The 15,108-nt window shown below is 65.6% G+C and carries 15 protein-coding genes and 1 pseudogene; 6 read left to right on the forward strand and 10 right to left on the reverse strand.

Annotation, left to right across the window (positions count from 1 at the left end; translation table 11 throughout):
* From WDU93_RS07445 to WDU93_RS07455, 3 genes are all read right to left on the reverse strand, one after another.
* Positions 1 to 676: restriction endonuclease (locus WDU93_RS07445; RefSeq protein WP_337319142.1), on the reverse strand; the 676-nt coding region annotated here is incomplete at its 3' end.
* Positions 673 to 954, reverse strand: coding sequence for a hypothetical protein (locus WDU93_RS07450; RefSeq protein ID WP_337319144.1), 282 nt, complete (start codon positions 952 to 954; stop codon positions 673 to 675). The genes WDU93_RS07450 and WDU93_RS07445, both read right to left, overlap by 4 nt.
* Before the next feature lie 131 nt (positions 955 to 1,085).
* Entirely contained in the window at positions 1,086 to 3,221 is a 2,136-nt protein-coding gene (locus WDU93_RS07455; protein ID WP_337319146.1) for an AAA family ATPase, read from the reverse strand.
* 681 nt (positions 3,222 to 3,902) lie between these two features.
* Here WDU93_RS07455 and WDU93_RS07460 point away from each other — a divergent pair.
* A complete protein-coding gene (locus WDU93_RS07460) occupies positions 3,903 to 4,562 on the forward strand; it encodes a hypothetical protein (RefSeq protein WP_337319148.1) in 660 nt (219 codons plus the stop codon).
* On the opposite strand, the gene WDU93_RS07465 is transcribed toward WDU93_RS07460, so the two are convergent.
* Positions 4,450 to 5,529, reverse strand: coding sequence for a tyrosine-type recombinase/integrase (locus WDU93_RS07465; protein WP_337319150.1), 1,080 nt, complete (start codon positions 5,527 to 5,529; stop codon positions 4,450 to 4,452). The two genes, WDU93_RS07460 and WDU93_RS07465, sit on opposite strands and share 113 nt — an antisense overlap.
* A 71-nt stretch (positions 5,530 to 5,600) precedes the next feature.
* Between WDU93_RS07465 and WDU93_RS07470 the strand changes: the two are divergent.
* Positions 5,601 to 6,177: pseudogene (locus WDU93_RS07470) on the forward strand (transposase); the annotation flags it as partial.
* A gap of 827 nt (positions 6,178 to 7,004) precedes the next feature.
* On the opposite strand, the gene WDU93_RS07475 reads toward WDU93_RS07470, so the two are convergent.
* Positions 7,005 to 7,214 carry an alpha/beta fold hydrolase gene (locus WDU93_RS07475; RefSeq protein ID WP_337319152.1) on the reverse strand — a complete coding sequence of 70 codons (210 nt, stop codon included), beginning with the start codon at positions 7,212 to 7,214 and terminating at the stop codon, positions 7,005 to 7,007.
* 258 nt (positions 7,215 to 7,472) lie between these two features.
* Here WDU93_RS07475 and WDU93_RS07480 point away from each other — a divergent pair, with 258 nt between their 5' ends.
* Complete coding sequence (locus WDU93_RS07480) at positions 7,473 to 7,805, forward strand: hypothetical protein (RefSeq protein ID WP_337319154.1); 333 nt, start codon at positions 7,473 to 7,475, stop codon at positions 7,803 to 7,805.
* A 30-nt stretch (positions 7,806 to 7,835) separates the two neighbouring features.
* Here WDU93_RS07480 and WDU93_RS07485 read toward each other — a convergent pair whose 3' ends face one another.
* Complete coding sequence (locus WDU93_RS07485; protein WP_337319156.1) at positions 7,836 to 7,994, reverse strand: hypothetical protein; 159 nt, start codon at positions 7,992 to 7,994, stop codon at positions 7,836 to 7,838.
* Positions 7,995 to 8,130: 136 nt separating this feature from the next.
* On the opposite strand from WDU93_RS07485, the gene WDU93_RS07490 reads away from it, so the two are divergent.
* The 3 genes from WDU93_RS07490 to WDU93_RS07500 all read left to right on the forward strand — a co-directional run bounded on the left by WDU93_RS07490 (position 8,131) and on the right by WDU93_RS07500 (position 10,539).
* Positions 8,131 to 8,694 carry a hypothetical protein gene (locus tag WDU93_RS07490; RefSeq protein ID WP_337319158.1) on the forward strand — a complete coding sequence of 188 codons (564 nt, stop codon included), beginning with the start codon at positions 8,131 to 8,133 and terminating at the stop codon, positions 8,692 to 8,694.
* A gap of 112 nt (positions 8,695 to 8,806) precedes the next feature.
* Positions 8,807 to 10,390, forward strand: a complete 1,584-nt coding sequence (locus WDU93_RS07495; RefSeq protein WP_337319159.1) for a sodium-dependent transporter — start codon at positions 8,807 to 8,809, stop codon at positions 10,388 to 10,390.
* The gene (locus WDU93_RS07500) at positions 10,387 to 10,539 is read left to right on the forward strand and encodes a methionine/alanine import family NSS transporter small subunit (RefSeq protein ID WP_337319161.1); all 153 of its coding nucleotides are present in this window, start codon (positions 10,387 to 10,389) and stop codon (positions 10,537 to 10,539) included. Before WDU93_RS07495 ends, WDU93_RS07500 begins: the two co-directional genes overlap by 4 nt.
* On the opposite strand, the gene WDU93_RS07505 is transcribed toward WDU93_RS07500, so the two are convergent.
* The 4 genes from WDU93_RS07505 to WDU93_RS07520 all read right to left on the reverse strand — a co-directional run bounded on the left by WDU93_RS07505 (position 10,540) and on the right by WDU93_RS07520 (position 15,062).
* Positions 10,540 to 11,250 carry an NADPH-dependent F420 reductase gene (locus tag WDU93_RS07505; protein WP_337319163.1) on the reverse strand — a complete coding sequence of 237 codons (711 nt, stop codon included), beginning with the start codon at positions 11,248 to 11,250 and terminating at the stop codon, positions 10,540 to 10,542.
* A 111-nt stretch (positions 11,251 to 11,361) separates the two neighbouring features.
* Positions 11,362 to 12,384: a zinc-dependent alcohol dehydrogenase family protein gene (locus tag WDU93_RS07510; RefSeq protein WP_337319165.1), complete on the reverse strand. Its 1,023-nt coding sequence runs from the start codon at positions 12,382 to 12,384 to the stop codon at positions 11,362 to 11,364.
* 120 nt (positions 12,385 to 12,504) lie between these two features.
* The gene (locus WDU93_RS07515) at positions 12,505 to 12,939 is read right to left on the reverse strand and encodes a pyrimidine dimer DNA glycosylase/endonuclease V (protein ID WP_337319166.1); all 435 of its coding nucleotides are present in this window, start codon (positions 12,937 to 12,939) and stop codon (positions 12,505 to 12,507) included.
* Complete coding sequence (locus WDU93_RS07520) at positions 12,936 to 15,062, reverse strand: MMPL family transporter (RefSeq protein ID WP_420064050.1); 2,127 nt, start codon at positions 15,060 to 15,062, stop codon at positions 12,936 to 12,938. Before WDU93_RS07520 ends, WDU93_RS07515 begins: the two co-directional genes overlap by 4 nt.
* Positions 15,063 to 15,108 lie beyond the last annotated feature (46 nt).

The raw sequence follows: 15,108 nt of genomic DNA on the forward strand, positions 1-15,108 counted from the left end.
TGCCCTTGTATCGCTTGCACTGGAAGTACACGGGGAATGAGAGCAGACCGAGCCGGTAGATGCCGATGCCGTCGATGCCCTGGTCGCCCGACCGGCCCGTGACTGTGACTGACTCGAAGTCTGCCTCCCGGAGCAGCCTCTGCGCCAGACGCTCGAACTGTGCCGGGCTGAACGATTCGGACGTCAGAGTCGCGATCAACCGCTCCTTCCACGAGCTCGATGCATCTACTGCGTCGAGCTCGTCAACTTCGTCCGCGTCCTCCGCTTCGGCGGGGCGCACGGGTGGTTCTGGTGTCGCGCCGCGGGAGGCGCGCTCCTGCGCCGCTTCGCGCAGCTTCTCAGCTTTCATACGCAGCAGCTGTGCGGTGCGGTCGTCGTCCGAAGTCGTGGGGTCGTTCAAGAACTGGTCGCCGGCCTCGGTGATCGCCCACACTCCGCGAGCCGAGTTCGTGAGCAAGCCAAAGAACTTCAAGTAGGTGCGCGCCCAAGCGACCCGATAGCCGATCTTCGTCTCGGGACCGCCGTTGTGCAGGATGTCCTGCTGTTCTTCGGTGAACTCCTCGAGCTTGATGACCTTGGCCACGATCTCTGAGATCGACCCGGAGCCGCCAAGCTCGGAGACTGCTCTCAGCGTGGGGAGAAGAAGGTCCGAATATTTCGGAATCTGGGCGCTCATGCCATAACTATGACAGCCGTCGGCCTACCGCAGTCCTTCGAACGGTCCACCAGGCTCTGCACGCCGTGCTCCGGGCACACGAACGCGATCCTCGCGCCGAGCCCGTCGGAACCGGACCCGATGTCTGGCTCGCAGTCACCACCACAGACGGAGCAGGTCCTGTACTCGTCATCCGTGGGCACGCGGATCGGCACGCCGTTCACGCCGCCGGCCTCGTCGTACTCCATGCCTGCAGACCTGTCGATCTTCGTCTTCGACGCGAGGTCGTCCTGACTCATGCCTCGCTTGAGGCGCGGCTCCTTGATGATCGCGCCGACGTGCGCTGCCGCAGGAGAAGAGGTCCGAGCCATGTCTGTATGCCGGGTACATGTGCCCTGTGCGGCCGCACGGCAGGCTGCAGCAGCGCGCCTCAGTCTTGGAAGTTCGCATCGATGAGCTCCTTGCAGGCCGCGACAACATACTCCGGCACCGCGTCGAACTTCTGCGGATTGAGCTGCATCACGTACTCGTTCTCGATGTGGTACGTCTCGTTCACGAACTTCGTGAAGATCTTGTCCCTTGTCAGCGTTGTCGGGCTCAATACCGTGAACACGCGGAACAACTGAACCTTCTCGTACCCGACATTGGTCGCATCGAATCTTGCCTTGACTGCCTGCGGGTCCTTCAGATCGGCAAGAAGCGTCTGATAGTCGAAGTCGCGAAGCCACTCCCGCACTTCCTCAGTTCCTTCATCGATCTCGGACTGAGTCATCAGGGCTTCGCCATCCGTGTGCGGCTTCAGAAGTGGGACGTCACGCACGTGCAGCAGGTTCGACAGCAGCTCGTAGCCCATGTTCCTCGCGCCGCGGACTTCCAGAAGCCGCCGAGCATAGATGCACGGGATCACCGGGTCACTCGCATTGGCGATGTTCTGCTTGCAGACCTCGGAGAAGGTCATGATGTCGTCCGACGTGATCGGAAGCTCAGAGATCACGCCACTGCGTCCCGTGAGGAAGTGGACCACTGGGGTCGCAGATGTCCGAACGACATCGATCGCGGGTTCAAGATCATGAGTGAGTAGCAGGCAGGTGACGTCCTTGAAGCTGTTCTGACCGTGGAAGAGCTGATGCAGGATCGCGAACTTCTTCGTCTTGTCGAAGCTCGACACCGGGTCGTCCAGTACCACGAGGTCCGGATGGCGGCGTCTCGCGTCGTACATGAACAGCACCAGCGCGAACGCGTTCTTCTCGCCATAGCTGAGATGCTGACCTGCTGACTCCAGGTGGCCAGCCTTGTCCTGGTGCTCGAGCAGCATCCGATAGGAGTCGCCTTTCTCCTCGATGCGGACCGCGTACTTGTAGCCCGCCGAGCGCAAGAAGTCATTGATCGCGCGCTGGTTCTCCTGAATCAGCTGCGCGACCGTGCGCTTCTGCCGCGAGATCCGTTTGTTGATGTCGATGACGCGGGCCTCGACCTCATCGAGCTTGGCGTTGATCGAGGTCACGATGTCCTGTGTCGCGTCGGATCTCAGCCCGTGCAGCAGGCTGAGATCGATTCGCAGGTCGTCGAGGAACTTCTTCACGTCTCCGGCTTCACGCAACGCATGGAATGAGACATTGCGAGCAGCCGTCAGCTTGCTCAAGAACGTGACGATCTCTCCGTGCAGGTTGACGAGGAACCGCTCCTGCTCGGCGGTCATGTCCGTGAGCAGCTTCGTCAACGTCTCCAGCTGCTCACGGTGCTCCGGATTGAGATACCCGCCGAGCTTCTCGATCACGGCTCTCAGACTGCTCATGTTCTTCACAGCAGCCGAGTTGTACTCGGCGGATACCTTTTCCGCGGTCGTCTTGTCGACGCTCACCGTCGAGCAGAATGGGCAGTTGTCCGAGAGGCCGAGATACTCCTTGCCTTGCGCCTGCCACGTGATCCACTTGGCAGGATTGTCGCTCTTGATGAACTCCGAATAGCCCTGGAGCGCTTCCGGGATCACATCGAGCTTGCCGCCCACGCTCAGCGCCTTCGAGCCCCGACTGGCCTTCGACAGCTTCCCAGCTGCGGTCACACCGAAGGCGTCTCGAAGCTCAGTGAAGTGACCGATCGCTTCGTTGAGCTCAACGCCCTCGAGAAAGGTCTCCTTCAAGGACTCGAAGATCTCGTCGATCTCTGCGAGACCGGCGCGGTACTCGTCCGTGTTGATGAAGATCTCGAAGCTGTTCTCCACGACCTCGTCTTTGCGGAACACGAAGCTTGAGACGTACTCGTCGTCGAACGTGAGCACAGTCTTGATCTCGTCCGCGCCCTCCACGGCGGGGAGGACCGCCGGCGTGGCTCCCAGGTGCTTGAACGGCGTGAGCTCAGCCAGGCGCTCAGCGCTTTCAGCTCGGTACGTCAATGCTCGTGCAATGGTGCTCTTGCCGAGGCCGTTGGGCCCGTACTTGATGTTCAGCGCACCGGGACGCAACGTGATCGCGGCTTCAGCGATGCTGTTGCAATCACGGATCACCACCGCGATGTCCTGCACGTCCTCGGGTGCTGGCGTCTGATCTTCGGATACGGGAATGGTCACGGCGAACCCCTTCGTCCAGTGGGCATGCCGGTAGGCACGCACAGGCTCCGTCCCCTCAGACAGGTGCCTCTGCGTCGAATATGCCATAGAACAGGGACGCTCGGGATCGGAGGGAGCATCAGGCTGTGATCGTCGACACGGGCGCTCCTCATGCTTCGGACGATCGGCCACCTCGCGCGCATCCCGAGTAGTGGTCGACCGCCAGGCGGGTATCTAGTCGCCGCCCACACGTCGTCCGGACGGTGATCCTTTGCAAGGCGGCAGGTTCTTGCAGGCAGAATCCTCAAACTCGCGACCGCGTCCTCAGGTCCAGAATCCGCGGCGTACTCCAGTAGAGCGCCCCAGATCTCAAGGTCTCCCTCGGACCTTTTAGATGCCTCTCCAGCCCTTCGAGAATGTCACCGCTAGTGTCACCGCTAGATGCAGGATGTCACCGGAATCGGCGGGAACTGGCGGGAGCCGCGATAGCCCGCGTGCACTACTCCCGTAAGGCATCTACGGCTATGGAGGGTTCGTGACGTAGATCACGTCGCTGGCTCAAGGGGTCGCAGGTTCAAATCCTGTCAGCCCGACCATTTAGGGCCGGAATCTCACAAGAGTTTCCGGCCCTTCTGCATGTCCGGGATCGCCAACCCCTCCAAAACCCCTCCAGTTGTTCACAGGCTCTGCCAGGATGTGGCCATGCCGACACCTGCTAATGATGAGTTCATCGCCAACCTCGACGTTACGATCCCGGACGCGTCCAAAGCGGTCGTGATGGCGGCGGAGAACGTCGCACGGTTCTCTCGCGAAACTGGCGACACCGCGGTCCTCCGGGCGTACGCAAACCTTCAGTTCTTCATCACACAGGTGGATCTAGACATCCGCATGAATCTGAGGCTGCTGCTCGCTGACGAGTCATCGCGCATCACGGCGGAGAAGTACCTTGCGCTTGCTCTGATTGAGGCTGAGAAGGGTATCGGAATCATGCTGCGGGAGCTGGCGGTTGAAGCAGGCAAGCAACACGGTCGTCTTGCTGGCTTCCTGGACTTGAAGCAATGGGGTGAAGCGCAGGCCGCGATGACATCGAGGCTCAAGGCGATGCGCACTGACAAGCCGTTTTACAAGGATCTAACTCAGATTCGCAACGAGGTTGTCGCTCACTTCGTCAGTAAGTCATCTGGAGTGGAGACCTCCGCACAATGGGCGCTGTCTCGGAGCGCCGTGCAGAAGAGCGGAAGCTCGATTCTCAACAGCTTGATCGTCTCGTATTCTGTCGATCTTGCAACAGGGCTCGCGGAGTTGTCGCACGCGATGACTGCTGCGAGCGCAGAATGGATGAAGGCGAATCTGAAGCGCTAACCGCCGATCTGACGCAGCGGAGCGACCGGAGCGCTGGCAGCCGAGATGTGAGCCGAGAACGCCGCGCGGTGGGCGCTGAAGTCGCGTGGCCGGACGTGCGCATAGACCTTGTCGGTGATGCGTAGCTCGCGTGCCCCATCGCGCGGGAAAGCTCATGCATGTCGAGCGCGCGGGACTCCAGCGCGAGCGTGGCGAAGGTGTGGCGTAGCTCGTGAAAGTGCAGGCCGTCTAGACCAGCGCGGGTGGCGGCGGGCTTGAACGTGTAGCGGTAGAAGCCCTTGGGATCGAAGTCGCGCTCGTAGCTGAGCTTGTTGTGCCCCGGCACCTTTCCCGGCCACAGTCCCGCTTCCAGGTTGTCGCGGTGAGGGTGGTCACGCAGGTACGCGCCCAGGTCGCGGAACAGGGTCTCGTCCAGGATCGGCACATCGCGTACGGCCCGAGCGGTCTTCGGAGTGCCGACCATGTAACCCTTGCTTGTGTGGGTCATGTTCCGCCGCACCTGCACTTCGCCGCGGCGTAGATCGATGTCGCGGACGCGCAGCGCCGCGACCTCCCCGATTCTGAGACCCGTCAGAGCGCCGAAGCGCACGAGCAGGTCGTATGGCGGCTGTACCGATAGCTCGGCGCTGAGCCGGTTGACCTCCTCGACGGTGAGGAATCGTGCCTCGGCGGTGTCCGTCTGGGGCTTGGTGACGGCGATGCAGGGGTTGAACGGGATCAGCCGGTGGGCGTAGGCGCAGGAGAACACCTTCCGCACCACCTTGTAGGTGCCGAGCACGCTCGTCTCAGTGCGCTGCTTGCCGTCCGCCTTCGGCTTGGCGCGGAGCGTGGCGAGCCGGGCATCGATGTCCGCCGCCTTCAGAGTCGAGATGCGCCGGTTCCCGAACGCAGGATAGGCGTGCACGCGCAGGGCGATCTCGTAACCATTGAGCGTCTTCTGCTTGAGGTGAGCGCTCGCGGCGATCATCGCCTCGGCCGCCTGCCGGAACGTCTTCGAACGGGCCGCCAGATGCTCCGTCGAGTTGCCGTCCGCAAGCGGGAACGGGGCCGTCGCGGCTGTTGGACATGGTCGGGGGGGGCGAAGGCGGTGTTCAAGACCTGGCTCGCCGAACGGCCAGAACGTTGGTGCAGAAACATCGAGGTCGTCGCGATGGACGGGTTTACCGGTTTCAAGACCGCCGCCGCCGAAGAGATCCCCACCGCGGTCGCCGTGATGGACCCGTTCCACGTGATCCGGCTCGCCGGTGATGCCCTCGACAGCTGCCGCCGGGTCCAGAACGACATCTTCGGGCGGCGCGGCCGGAAAGACGACCCGCTCTACACAGCCCGCCGCACCCTCCACACGGGAGCGAGCCTGCTCACTGACCGGTAGGTCGCCAGACTCGAGGAGCTGTTCGCCGAGGAGCGGCACATCGGGGTCGAAGCGACGCACGGGATCTATCAGCGCATGGTGGCCGCCTACCGAGAGCCTGATCGACGGCTCGGGAAGTTCCTCATGCAGGGCGTCATCGACGCCGTCTCCACCGGCGTCCCTGACGCGCTGATCGAGACCCGCAAGCTCGGGAGCACGCTGAGCAAGAGAGCGGCGGACATCTTGGCGTACTTCGACCTGCCACCGAACTGCGCGCCCAGCATCGACCGAGCATGCGCGCCCACCGGGCTTAGCGTCCAGGTCGATATCGGCGCGACACAATCATCTCTGCGGCGCCATCGGATGGCCCAGAAGTCGTTCGCGATTCGTTTGACCGTCGCTCCGTGGTCACGGAACCTCGCGATATGCACTACGTCATCGCGGAAATCGGCGGATAGCGCTCTGAAGCAACCCTGCACGCGAGCAATGTCGGCAGGGCCGGACAGACTGAGGCATCGAACAGTTCGAGAGGGGAAGCAATGGAATGGTTGGCGACGCTTGGGGCCGCGGCAATAACAGGCTTGCTCGCTCTCGTAGGCACCCTCGTGCAACGCGCGGTGCCACGCGAGCTTCGACGTGCTCGGCAATTGTCGGCGGAGCTGGAGACGATGGAAGCGGGATCGCCTGCAGCCCGATTGGCCGAAGCCGCGCGTGATGATCTCGTGGCGACTTCTGTGATCCGGACGGTCGTATCGCCGTGGTCACCGGCGCGCGGCATCACCTTCGCGCTGATAGGTGCGGCCATGGTGCTCGCGACTTTGGCCTTGGTGCCGCTCGTTCACGGCCTCCTGTCAATGTCGCGCGCGGTCCCGAGTGACATGTCCGCATTGTTGGTGTTGACGTTGTGGGGGAGCGCTGTGCTGCTTCTTGGTCTAGCACTGATACCGGCCATCTATTTCGATCGACGGATCAAGGAACTTCGGTCGCGGTTCAGGGAAACGTGGGAACTCCCTGACCCGATCGAGATGCAGAGGTTCTCCGACCCGATACCACGCCCGCGTCACAATCCATAGATCTCGGTGATGATCAACTCACCCCGCAGCTTCAGCCGGCTCAAACCACTGCCGTACCAGCGCGCCCACAAGCTCAAGCGCCTCATGCCGTAGGGCGTGGCCCGCGCCGTCGATCACCGCGAGCGACGCCCCCGGATATCGCCCGAGCAGGTTCATGCCATCGCCATAGCCGACAACGGAGTCCTGGCGCCCGACAACGATCAGCGACGCTTGCGTGAGGTCGCCCAAGCCGGTCGGCGTTTCGCCGAAGAGGCACCCGAGTGCCGTGCTCTATGTGGCGGCCCCGATGACGCTCTCCATGACAGCCCTACGCCGTCCCGATACCGGGCGGCAGCGGCTCGGTCAGCAGTCGCGGCCGATACTCGAGCAGCTGCATGCCCCCCCGCGAACGTTCGCGACGTGACCAGTTCGAGCGCGACACCCTGGTGCCCGTCGCGGACACTCTCCTGGCCCGTGCGGCCGGTGATCACCGACTACGATCTGCCCATGCGTCGCGTACGAAATCCCGTCGCCCTCGGCAAAGGCCTCGTCGTCCTGGCAGTGCAGGTCGGCGCAGCGTGGCTCGCCTATCTCTGGGTTGTGTTCGAATCGCTGAGCATCACCGGCTGCGGTCAGCGCTGCGATACCGGGGTGATTGCGGCGGCGCTTGCCGCGCAGATGTGGGTCGGAGTGGGGAGCCTCGTTGTGGCTGCCCTCGGCATCCTTGTGCTGGCGGTCCGCGGGCGCGAAAGCTGGTGGGTGCCGGCCATCGGCATCGCCGTCATCGTCGCCACGTGCGTCGTGGCCTCCCTGGTGGTCGACGCCGCGACCACGCGATAGACGCGAGGGCGCGGCGACTCCCGCGTCAGCTCAGTCGCGCGGTAGACCCCGGTCACGGCGCTCGTCCTGTGAGGCCTCGTCGAGCACGCCCCCGTCGGCGTCGAACGCCTCGTCGCGCTTCTCCTGGCGGCGCTCATCCTGCGCTTCGTGCTCGTTGCGGAGTTCGTCGTTGCCCTTGTGGTGACCCATGATCGTCCTCGTCTCGCTCGCTGTGAGCTCGTCTGCTCGCTGTGACCGCAAGTATGCAGGCATCCGTACTCGCACGCCAGGGGCTGTCCGCCGCCGCGAAGGGTCAGATGTCGCAGACCCTGCTTAGGATGTGGGCATGCGCACGCCGGCCCACACTCCGCACCTCGACGACCTCGAAGTAGGGCTGTCGCCGACGACCAGCCATCCGGCCTACGTCGCCGTCGCCCCTGACTGGTTCTGGGATGACGCTGACCCGCGCGCTCCATTCGGCAGCGACGACGGTAACGATACGCTGCGCATTCTGGAGGAGCACTACCGAGAGGGTGGGAGCGATGTCCACGCAGCCGGTGCGATCGCCAACCTCATCGAAGACTGGGACCTTGTGCCGGCGAGCATCTGGGAGAGCCTGCAAGACGAAATCGTCGGCTGGCTCGATGCCGACAGCAACAACATCCGTTTCATCCACGGTGAGATCGACGCGTACATCGCCGGAGCCCTCGGCCAGTTCAAGATCTCGGGGTGGATTCACCCTGCACTGCGCTTCTGGGCAGAACGGGCGCTGCTGCTGCTCGAGCACGTTATCGACCCCTGGGCACAGCAGGCCTTCGGGGTCGCGCCCGGCAACTACGCCGACAAGCTCACCGCCACGCGCGCGGTGATCGAGGCCGCACCGAACCCGCCCGAGGAGTTCTTGCTCTAGGCGTGCGACCGCGCCCTGACCGGCGCGGTCGAATCGTGCCCGCACAACGCAGCCGCTACGCTCGCTTCATGGCATCCGACGATGTCTTCCCGATGAAGTGAGGAGCCCGCCGATGACGACGGCACCGCAGACCGAAGGCCTGCCCACGCAGCGCGCCGAATGGACCGGACAGGTCGGATTCATCCTGTCGGCGATCGGCTCAGCCGTCGGTCTCGGCAACATCTGGCGGTTCCCCGGCGTCGCATACGAGAACGGCGGCGGCGCGTTCCTCATCCCGTACATCGTCGCCCTGCTCACCGCCGGCATCCCGATCCTGTTCCTCGACTACGCGATCGGCCACCGCTTCCGCGGCTCGGCACCCCTCGCCCTCCGACGCCTCGCAGGCAAGCTCGGTGAGGGGATCGGCTGGTTCCAGGTGATGATCTGCGTGTTCATCTCGCTGTACTACACCGCCGTGCTCGCCTGGGCGGTCAGCTTCTTCGTCTTCTCGTTCGACCTGCGCTGGGGTGACGACGCCGTCGCCTTCTTCGTCGGCGACTACCTGCAGGTCTCCGAGTCGTCGATCACGTTCGACTTCGTGCCCGCCGTGCTCATCCCCCTCGTGGCGATGTGGGTCATCGCCCTGCTCATCCTCGGCGCCGGCGTGGTCAAGGGCGTGCAGCGCCTGAACGTCGTCGCCGTGCCGCTGCTCGTGGTCGGCTTCCTCATCCTCGTCGTCCGCGCGCTGCTGCTTCCCGGTGCCGAAGAGGGCCTGAACGCGCTCTTCACCCCCGACTTCGCCGCACTCACGCAGCCCGATGTCTGGGTGGCCGCCTACAGCCAGGTGTTCTTCTCGCTGTCGGTCGCGTTCGGCATCATGCTCACGTACTCCTCGTACCGTCGCCGCAAGTCGAACCTCACCGGCCCCGGCCTCGTCGTCGCATTCGGCAACTCGTCGTTCGAGATCCTCGCGGGCATCGGCGTCTTCGCGACCCTCGGCTTCTTCGCCCACCAGCAGGGAATCGGTGTCGGCGACCTCGAGGGCCTCACCGGTGTGGGCCTGGCCTTCATGACTTTCCCGGCGATCGTCGCCGAGATGCCCGGCGGCGAGTTCTTCGGCGCACTCTTCTTCGGCGCGTTGACGCTCGCCGGCCTCACCTCGCTCATCTCGGTGATGGAGGTGGTGCTCGCGGGCATCATGGACAAGTTCGGTCTCAGCCGCGCGCAAGCCGTCTACGGCATCGGCGGCGTCTTCGCGCTCATCTCGATCGTGCTCTTCGGCACCAGCTCCGGCCTGACCGCGCTCGACACCATCGACAACTGGGCCAACAACATCGGCATCGTCGGCTCGGCCGTCGCAATGACCATCACGGTGCTCTGGATTCGCCGAGCCGGCACCGAGTTGAGCGGTCACCTCAGCGCGCTGTCGACCTTCAAGGTCGGGCGCACCTGGCTGTTCCTCGTCTCCATCCTCGGCCCGCTCGTGCTCGGCTACATGCTCGTGGCGACCATCATCGGCCTGATCACCACGCCATACGGTGGATACGACAGCACCTACCTGCTCATCGTCGGGTGGGGCTCTGTGGCGGTCATGATCATCGCCTCGATCGTGCTGACATGGATCCCGTGGAAGCGCGACCCCGACCTGTTCACGGTGTGGCCGCCGATCGACACCGGCGGGGTCAGCCGCGCCGCCATTGAGGAGGGAGCACGATGACTCCGATCGCCATCACGTTCCTGGTCATCGCCCTGGTCGTCGTCTGGGGCGGTCTGGTGACCAGCACCATCATGCTCGTACGGCGTCCCGAGGTCGATCGGTACCCCCCGGGCGGCACCGCCGCCGAGGCCGCCGACCACGCCGGCTGATCAGGCCGGTGCGGCGCGGGCGCGCGCCACGACGATGCCGCGCTGCGAGGTCCAGAACCGGTCGAGCATCGCTTGCAGGTCTTCGGCGTCGACGTCGGCGCCGAACGCCTCGGCGCCGGGTTCGAGCCTGATGCCTTCGGCGAGCCCGCCGGCGACGACCGGGTCGAATCCGAGGTCGTCGACGAGTCGGGCGACCGCGGCCACCGCAGCAGGATCGTCACCGGCGAGAGCGAGGGCCTTGCGTCCTGCAGCACCCGCGGGGCGGGTCTCGTCCTCGACATCCTGATACCCCATGTGACTCAGTGCCTTCACCACGCGCGCGCCGGGCAGGTGCGCCTGCACGAGTTCGCTGGTCGACGTGCGCGGGTCGGTGAGATCGTCGCGGATGCCATCGGCGCCCCACCAGTAGTTCATCGCGTCGATCACAAGCGCATCGCGCAGCAGGTCGACGGGCAGGGTGCGGTACCGGCCCAGGGGGAGGGCGAGCACGACGGCATCCGACTCGGCGATGACCTGCTCGGCGCTCATCGCCGTCGCGCCGATCGCCGCCATCGCCCGAGCGATCGGGGCAGGGTCGCCTGAGCGCGCGACGAGCACGCGGTATCCCGCGGATGCCGCCAGGCGCGCGATCACGGTGCCGAGCCGCCCGGCCCCGAGGATCCCCAGCGTGCGGATCTGCCCCTCGTCGTCGCCCCGCACACTCTCACCCACGTCGTCATCGTACGACCCCGCCCGAGGTGACGGTCCGGCTGTCAGACGGAACATGCCTGTGCCCCGCCACTCGGTGACGGGGCACAGTGGTGCGGAGCGGGCGGAATGCTCTCAGAGCGTCAGCAGCGCCTTCGTCGCGCGGCGCTCATCCATGGCGCGGTAGGCCTCGGCGGCATCCTCGATCGGCACGATCAGATCGAACACGACGCCCGGGTCGATCTGATCGGTCATGATCAGGTCGATGAGTTCGGGCAGGAAACGTCGCACGGGGGCGGGGCCACCGTGCAGGTGCACGGTCGAGAAGAACAGCCCCAGGCCGTCGAGCTCGACGCCGTGCGAGACGCCGACGAAGCCGACGTGCCCGCCGGGCCGGGTGGCCTGGATCGCCTGATCCATCGATTCCTGGGTGCCCACGGCCTCGATCGTCGAGTGCGCGCCGTAGCCGCCGGTCAGCTCCTTGATGCGACCGACACCCTCAGCGCCGCGCTCCTCGACGATGTCGGTCGCGCCGAACTGCCGGGCGAGGGCCTGACGATCCGCGTGCCGCGACATGGCGATGATGCGCTCGGCGCCCAACCGCTTAGCGGCGAGGATGCCCAGCAGTCCCACCGCGCCATCGCCGACGACCGCCACCGTCTTGCCGGGTCCCGCCTCGGCGGCCACCGCCGCGAACCAGCCGGTGCCGAGTACATCGGAGGCAGCCAGCAGGCTGCGGGTCTGCGCCTCGGTCGGCGTGCCCTCGACCTTGACGAGAGTGCCGTCCGCGAGCGGGATGCGGGCGAAATCGGCCTGGGTGCCGACCGAGCCCATCATCACCTGGTGGATGCAGCGCGACTCGTACCCGGCCTGGCAGATCTCGCACGTGCCGTCGGATGCCACGAACGAGCCGACGACGAAGTCGCCGACCGCGATGTCGTGCACCGCCTCGCCGATCTCCTCGACGATACCGATGTACTCGTGACCCATGCGGGTGGGGCGGCGCACCGGCTCGATGCCGCGATAGGGCCACAGATCCGACCCGCAGACGCACGCCGCGGTGACGCGGATGACCGCATCGGTGGGCTCGATGATGGTGGGGCGCGGGGTCTCCTCGACGCGGACGTCGCCGGGACCGTGCATGATGACTGCGCGCATGTGTGCGTTCTCTTCCTGTCGTCGTCGGACACCACCGGGTGGGGGATGTCCAGGCATCCACTTCACCACGTCTCGGATGCCCGGGGGAGGCCCTGGCGAAACGGGTACCGGCAGTACACCTCAGAGCCGGGCGCGCTCCCATGATTCGACCTCGCCGGGCACCACCCGAAAGAGCGGATGAGGGCGCGGACGGCTCTGCGACCAGCGCACCGCGTCTTCGGGGCTGCGGGCAGCCAGCTTGGCTCCCAGATGCTCCCATTCGAGATCGAGCTGGCCGTCGGTCACCGTGATCCGCTCCACGGCATCCGTGGCGTCGATGATGCGGGTGCGGTCGAAACGGTACCCGCGCCGGTCGGCCTCCGCAGCGAGACCGGCGAGGTACGCGCCGACGGATGCCAACGGGTCGGCCTGTGCGCGGAACCGCTCGAGCTGAGGATGGTTGCGGTAGCCCTTGGTGCGCTCGGCGAGCACAGCCTGCGCCAGCAGCGTCTCCCGCCAGCAGGCGATGAGGCCGGCGCGATCGAGTTGATCGGGATGCAGCGACCAGACCCTCATGCGGCATCCTCCGCGCCGGGACCTGCGGGTTCGGAGCGCGACAGCTTCGAGGGCCACCAGATCGCCTTGCCGATGTCGTAGCTCAGCGCGGGCACCAGCAGCGAGCGCACCACGAACGTGTCGAGCAGCACGCCGAACGCCACGATGAACGCCAGCTGCACGAGGAACAGGATCGGAATCACCGACAGGGCCGCGAACGTCGCCGCCAGCACGAGTCCTGCGGAGGTGATCACGCCGCCGGTCACCGCAAGGCCGCGCAGCACGCCCTCGCGTGTGCCGAAACGCTGCGACTCCTCGCGCACCCGGGTCATCAAGAAGATGTTGTAGTCGATTCCCAGTGCGACGAGGAAGACGAACCCGAACAGGGGAACGGCCGGATCTGCCCCGGGGAACTGGAAGATCCCGTTGAAGACCAGCGCCGAGACACCCATCGCCGACCCGAACGAGAGCACGGTGGTGAGGATCAACAGCACCGGCGCGAGGATCGCCCGCAGCAGCAGCATGAGAATCAGCAGGATCACCACGAGGATCACCGGGATGATGAGGTTGCGGTCATGGATCGATGCGGTGTTCGTATCGACGGCCGTGGCCGTGACACCGCCCACCTTCGCCCCGAGGGGATCGAGCTCGGCACGCAGATCGGCGACGGTCTGCTCGGCCTCCGCCGAATCCGCCGCGGCCGTCAGCGTGCCCTGCAGCAGCACGGTGCCGTCGATCTCGGTCGGTTCGGGAGCGGGCGTGCCGGGAGGGCCGAGCGCGGTGATCCCGTCGGCCGTCACGGGGGCGCTGCCCGACGGCGAGTCCTCGGCGGTGATCGAGACGCCCTCGACGCCGTCGTCGGCGAGCAGCACGTCGGCGGCATCCTGCATCCGGTCCGCGTCGACGAGCACGTACACCGGGCTGCCCGAGCCTGCGGGGAAGTGCTCGCCGAGCACCTCCTGCCCGTCACGTGCCTCAGACGCGCCGAGGACGAGATCCGACTGCGGCACGCCATCGGCCTTCAGCTGCACCACCCCGATGGCGGCGACGGCGAGCACGACGGTCGTCGCGACCCAGATCACCCGCGGACGACGACGGATGCCACGCGCGAGCAGTTGCCACAGACCGTTGCCCTCGAGCGGGTTCGGGTGCGCGGCGAGGTCTGCGTCGTAGACGGGACGGCGCGGCCAGAACGCGGCGCGACCGAATAGACCGAGCATCGCAGGCAGGAAGCTCAGCGCAGCGAGCATCGCGAAGACGATGCCGATGGCGGCCACCGGGCCCAGTGTGCTGTTCGACTTCAGATCGCTCAGCAGCAGGCACAGCAGACCGGCGATCACCGTGCCGCCCGAGGCGAGGATCGGCTCGAACGAGCCGCGCCAGGCGCCACCGACCGCGCGCCACCGGTCGTCGGTGTGCCGCAACTCTTCGCGGAAACGCGCCACGAGCAGCAGGGAGTAATCGGTCGCGGCGCCGATGACGAGGATGAACAGGATGCCCTGCGTCTGGCCGCTCAGCAGCAGCACCTCGAACTTCGCCAGCCACCACACCACCAGCAACGCCACGCAGAGGGCGAACAGGCTGGTGCTGAGCACGATCACCGGCAACAGCAGCGAGCGATACACGATCACCAGGATGACCAGCACCGCCAGCAGGGCGACGAGCAGCAGGATGCCATCGATGCCGGCGAAACCCGCGATGAGATCGGCCGTGAAACCGGCGGGACCGGTGACGTAGACCTCGATGCCGGAGGGCACGGTCTCGCGCAGCGTCTCGGAGAGGGTCGTCGTGATCTCTCCGACTTCGCCGTCGGTGGCGATCGGCACGAAGGCCTGCGCTGCCTGGCCGTCGTCGGAGACGAGAACGGGGGAGGACCCCTCGAGGATGCCCTCGGCATCCGTCGCATCCTCCAAGGCCGTGGTCAGTTCCTGCTGGGTGGTCTCGTCGATGTCGCCATCGGATGAGAAGACGACGACGGCGGGGATCGCATCCGAACCGAGAAAGTCATCGAGCGCGGTCTGCACGGTCGTCGCGTCGGCAGACTCGGGCAGGTAGGCCGTGCGGTCGTTCGATGAGACCTCGTCGATCTTGCCGAACAGCGGGCCACCGAACGACGCCGCCGCCAGCCAGGCGAGGATGATCAGCGCCGAGACGAGCCAGCGCAGTGGGGAACGACGGTGCGTGTGCTGC

Source organism: Microbacterium istanbulense, assembly GCF_037204145.1.
Classification (GTDB): Bacteria; Actinomycetota; Actinomycetes; order Actinomycetales; family Microbacteriaceae; genus Microbacterium; species Microbacterium istanbulense.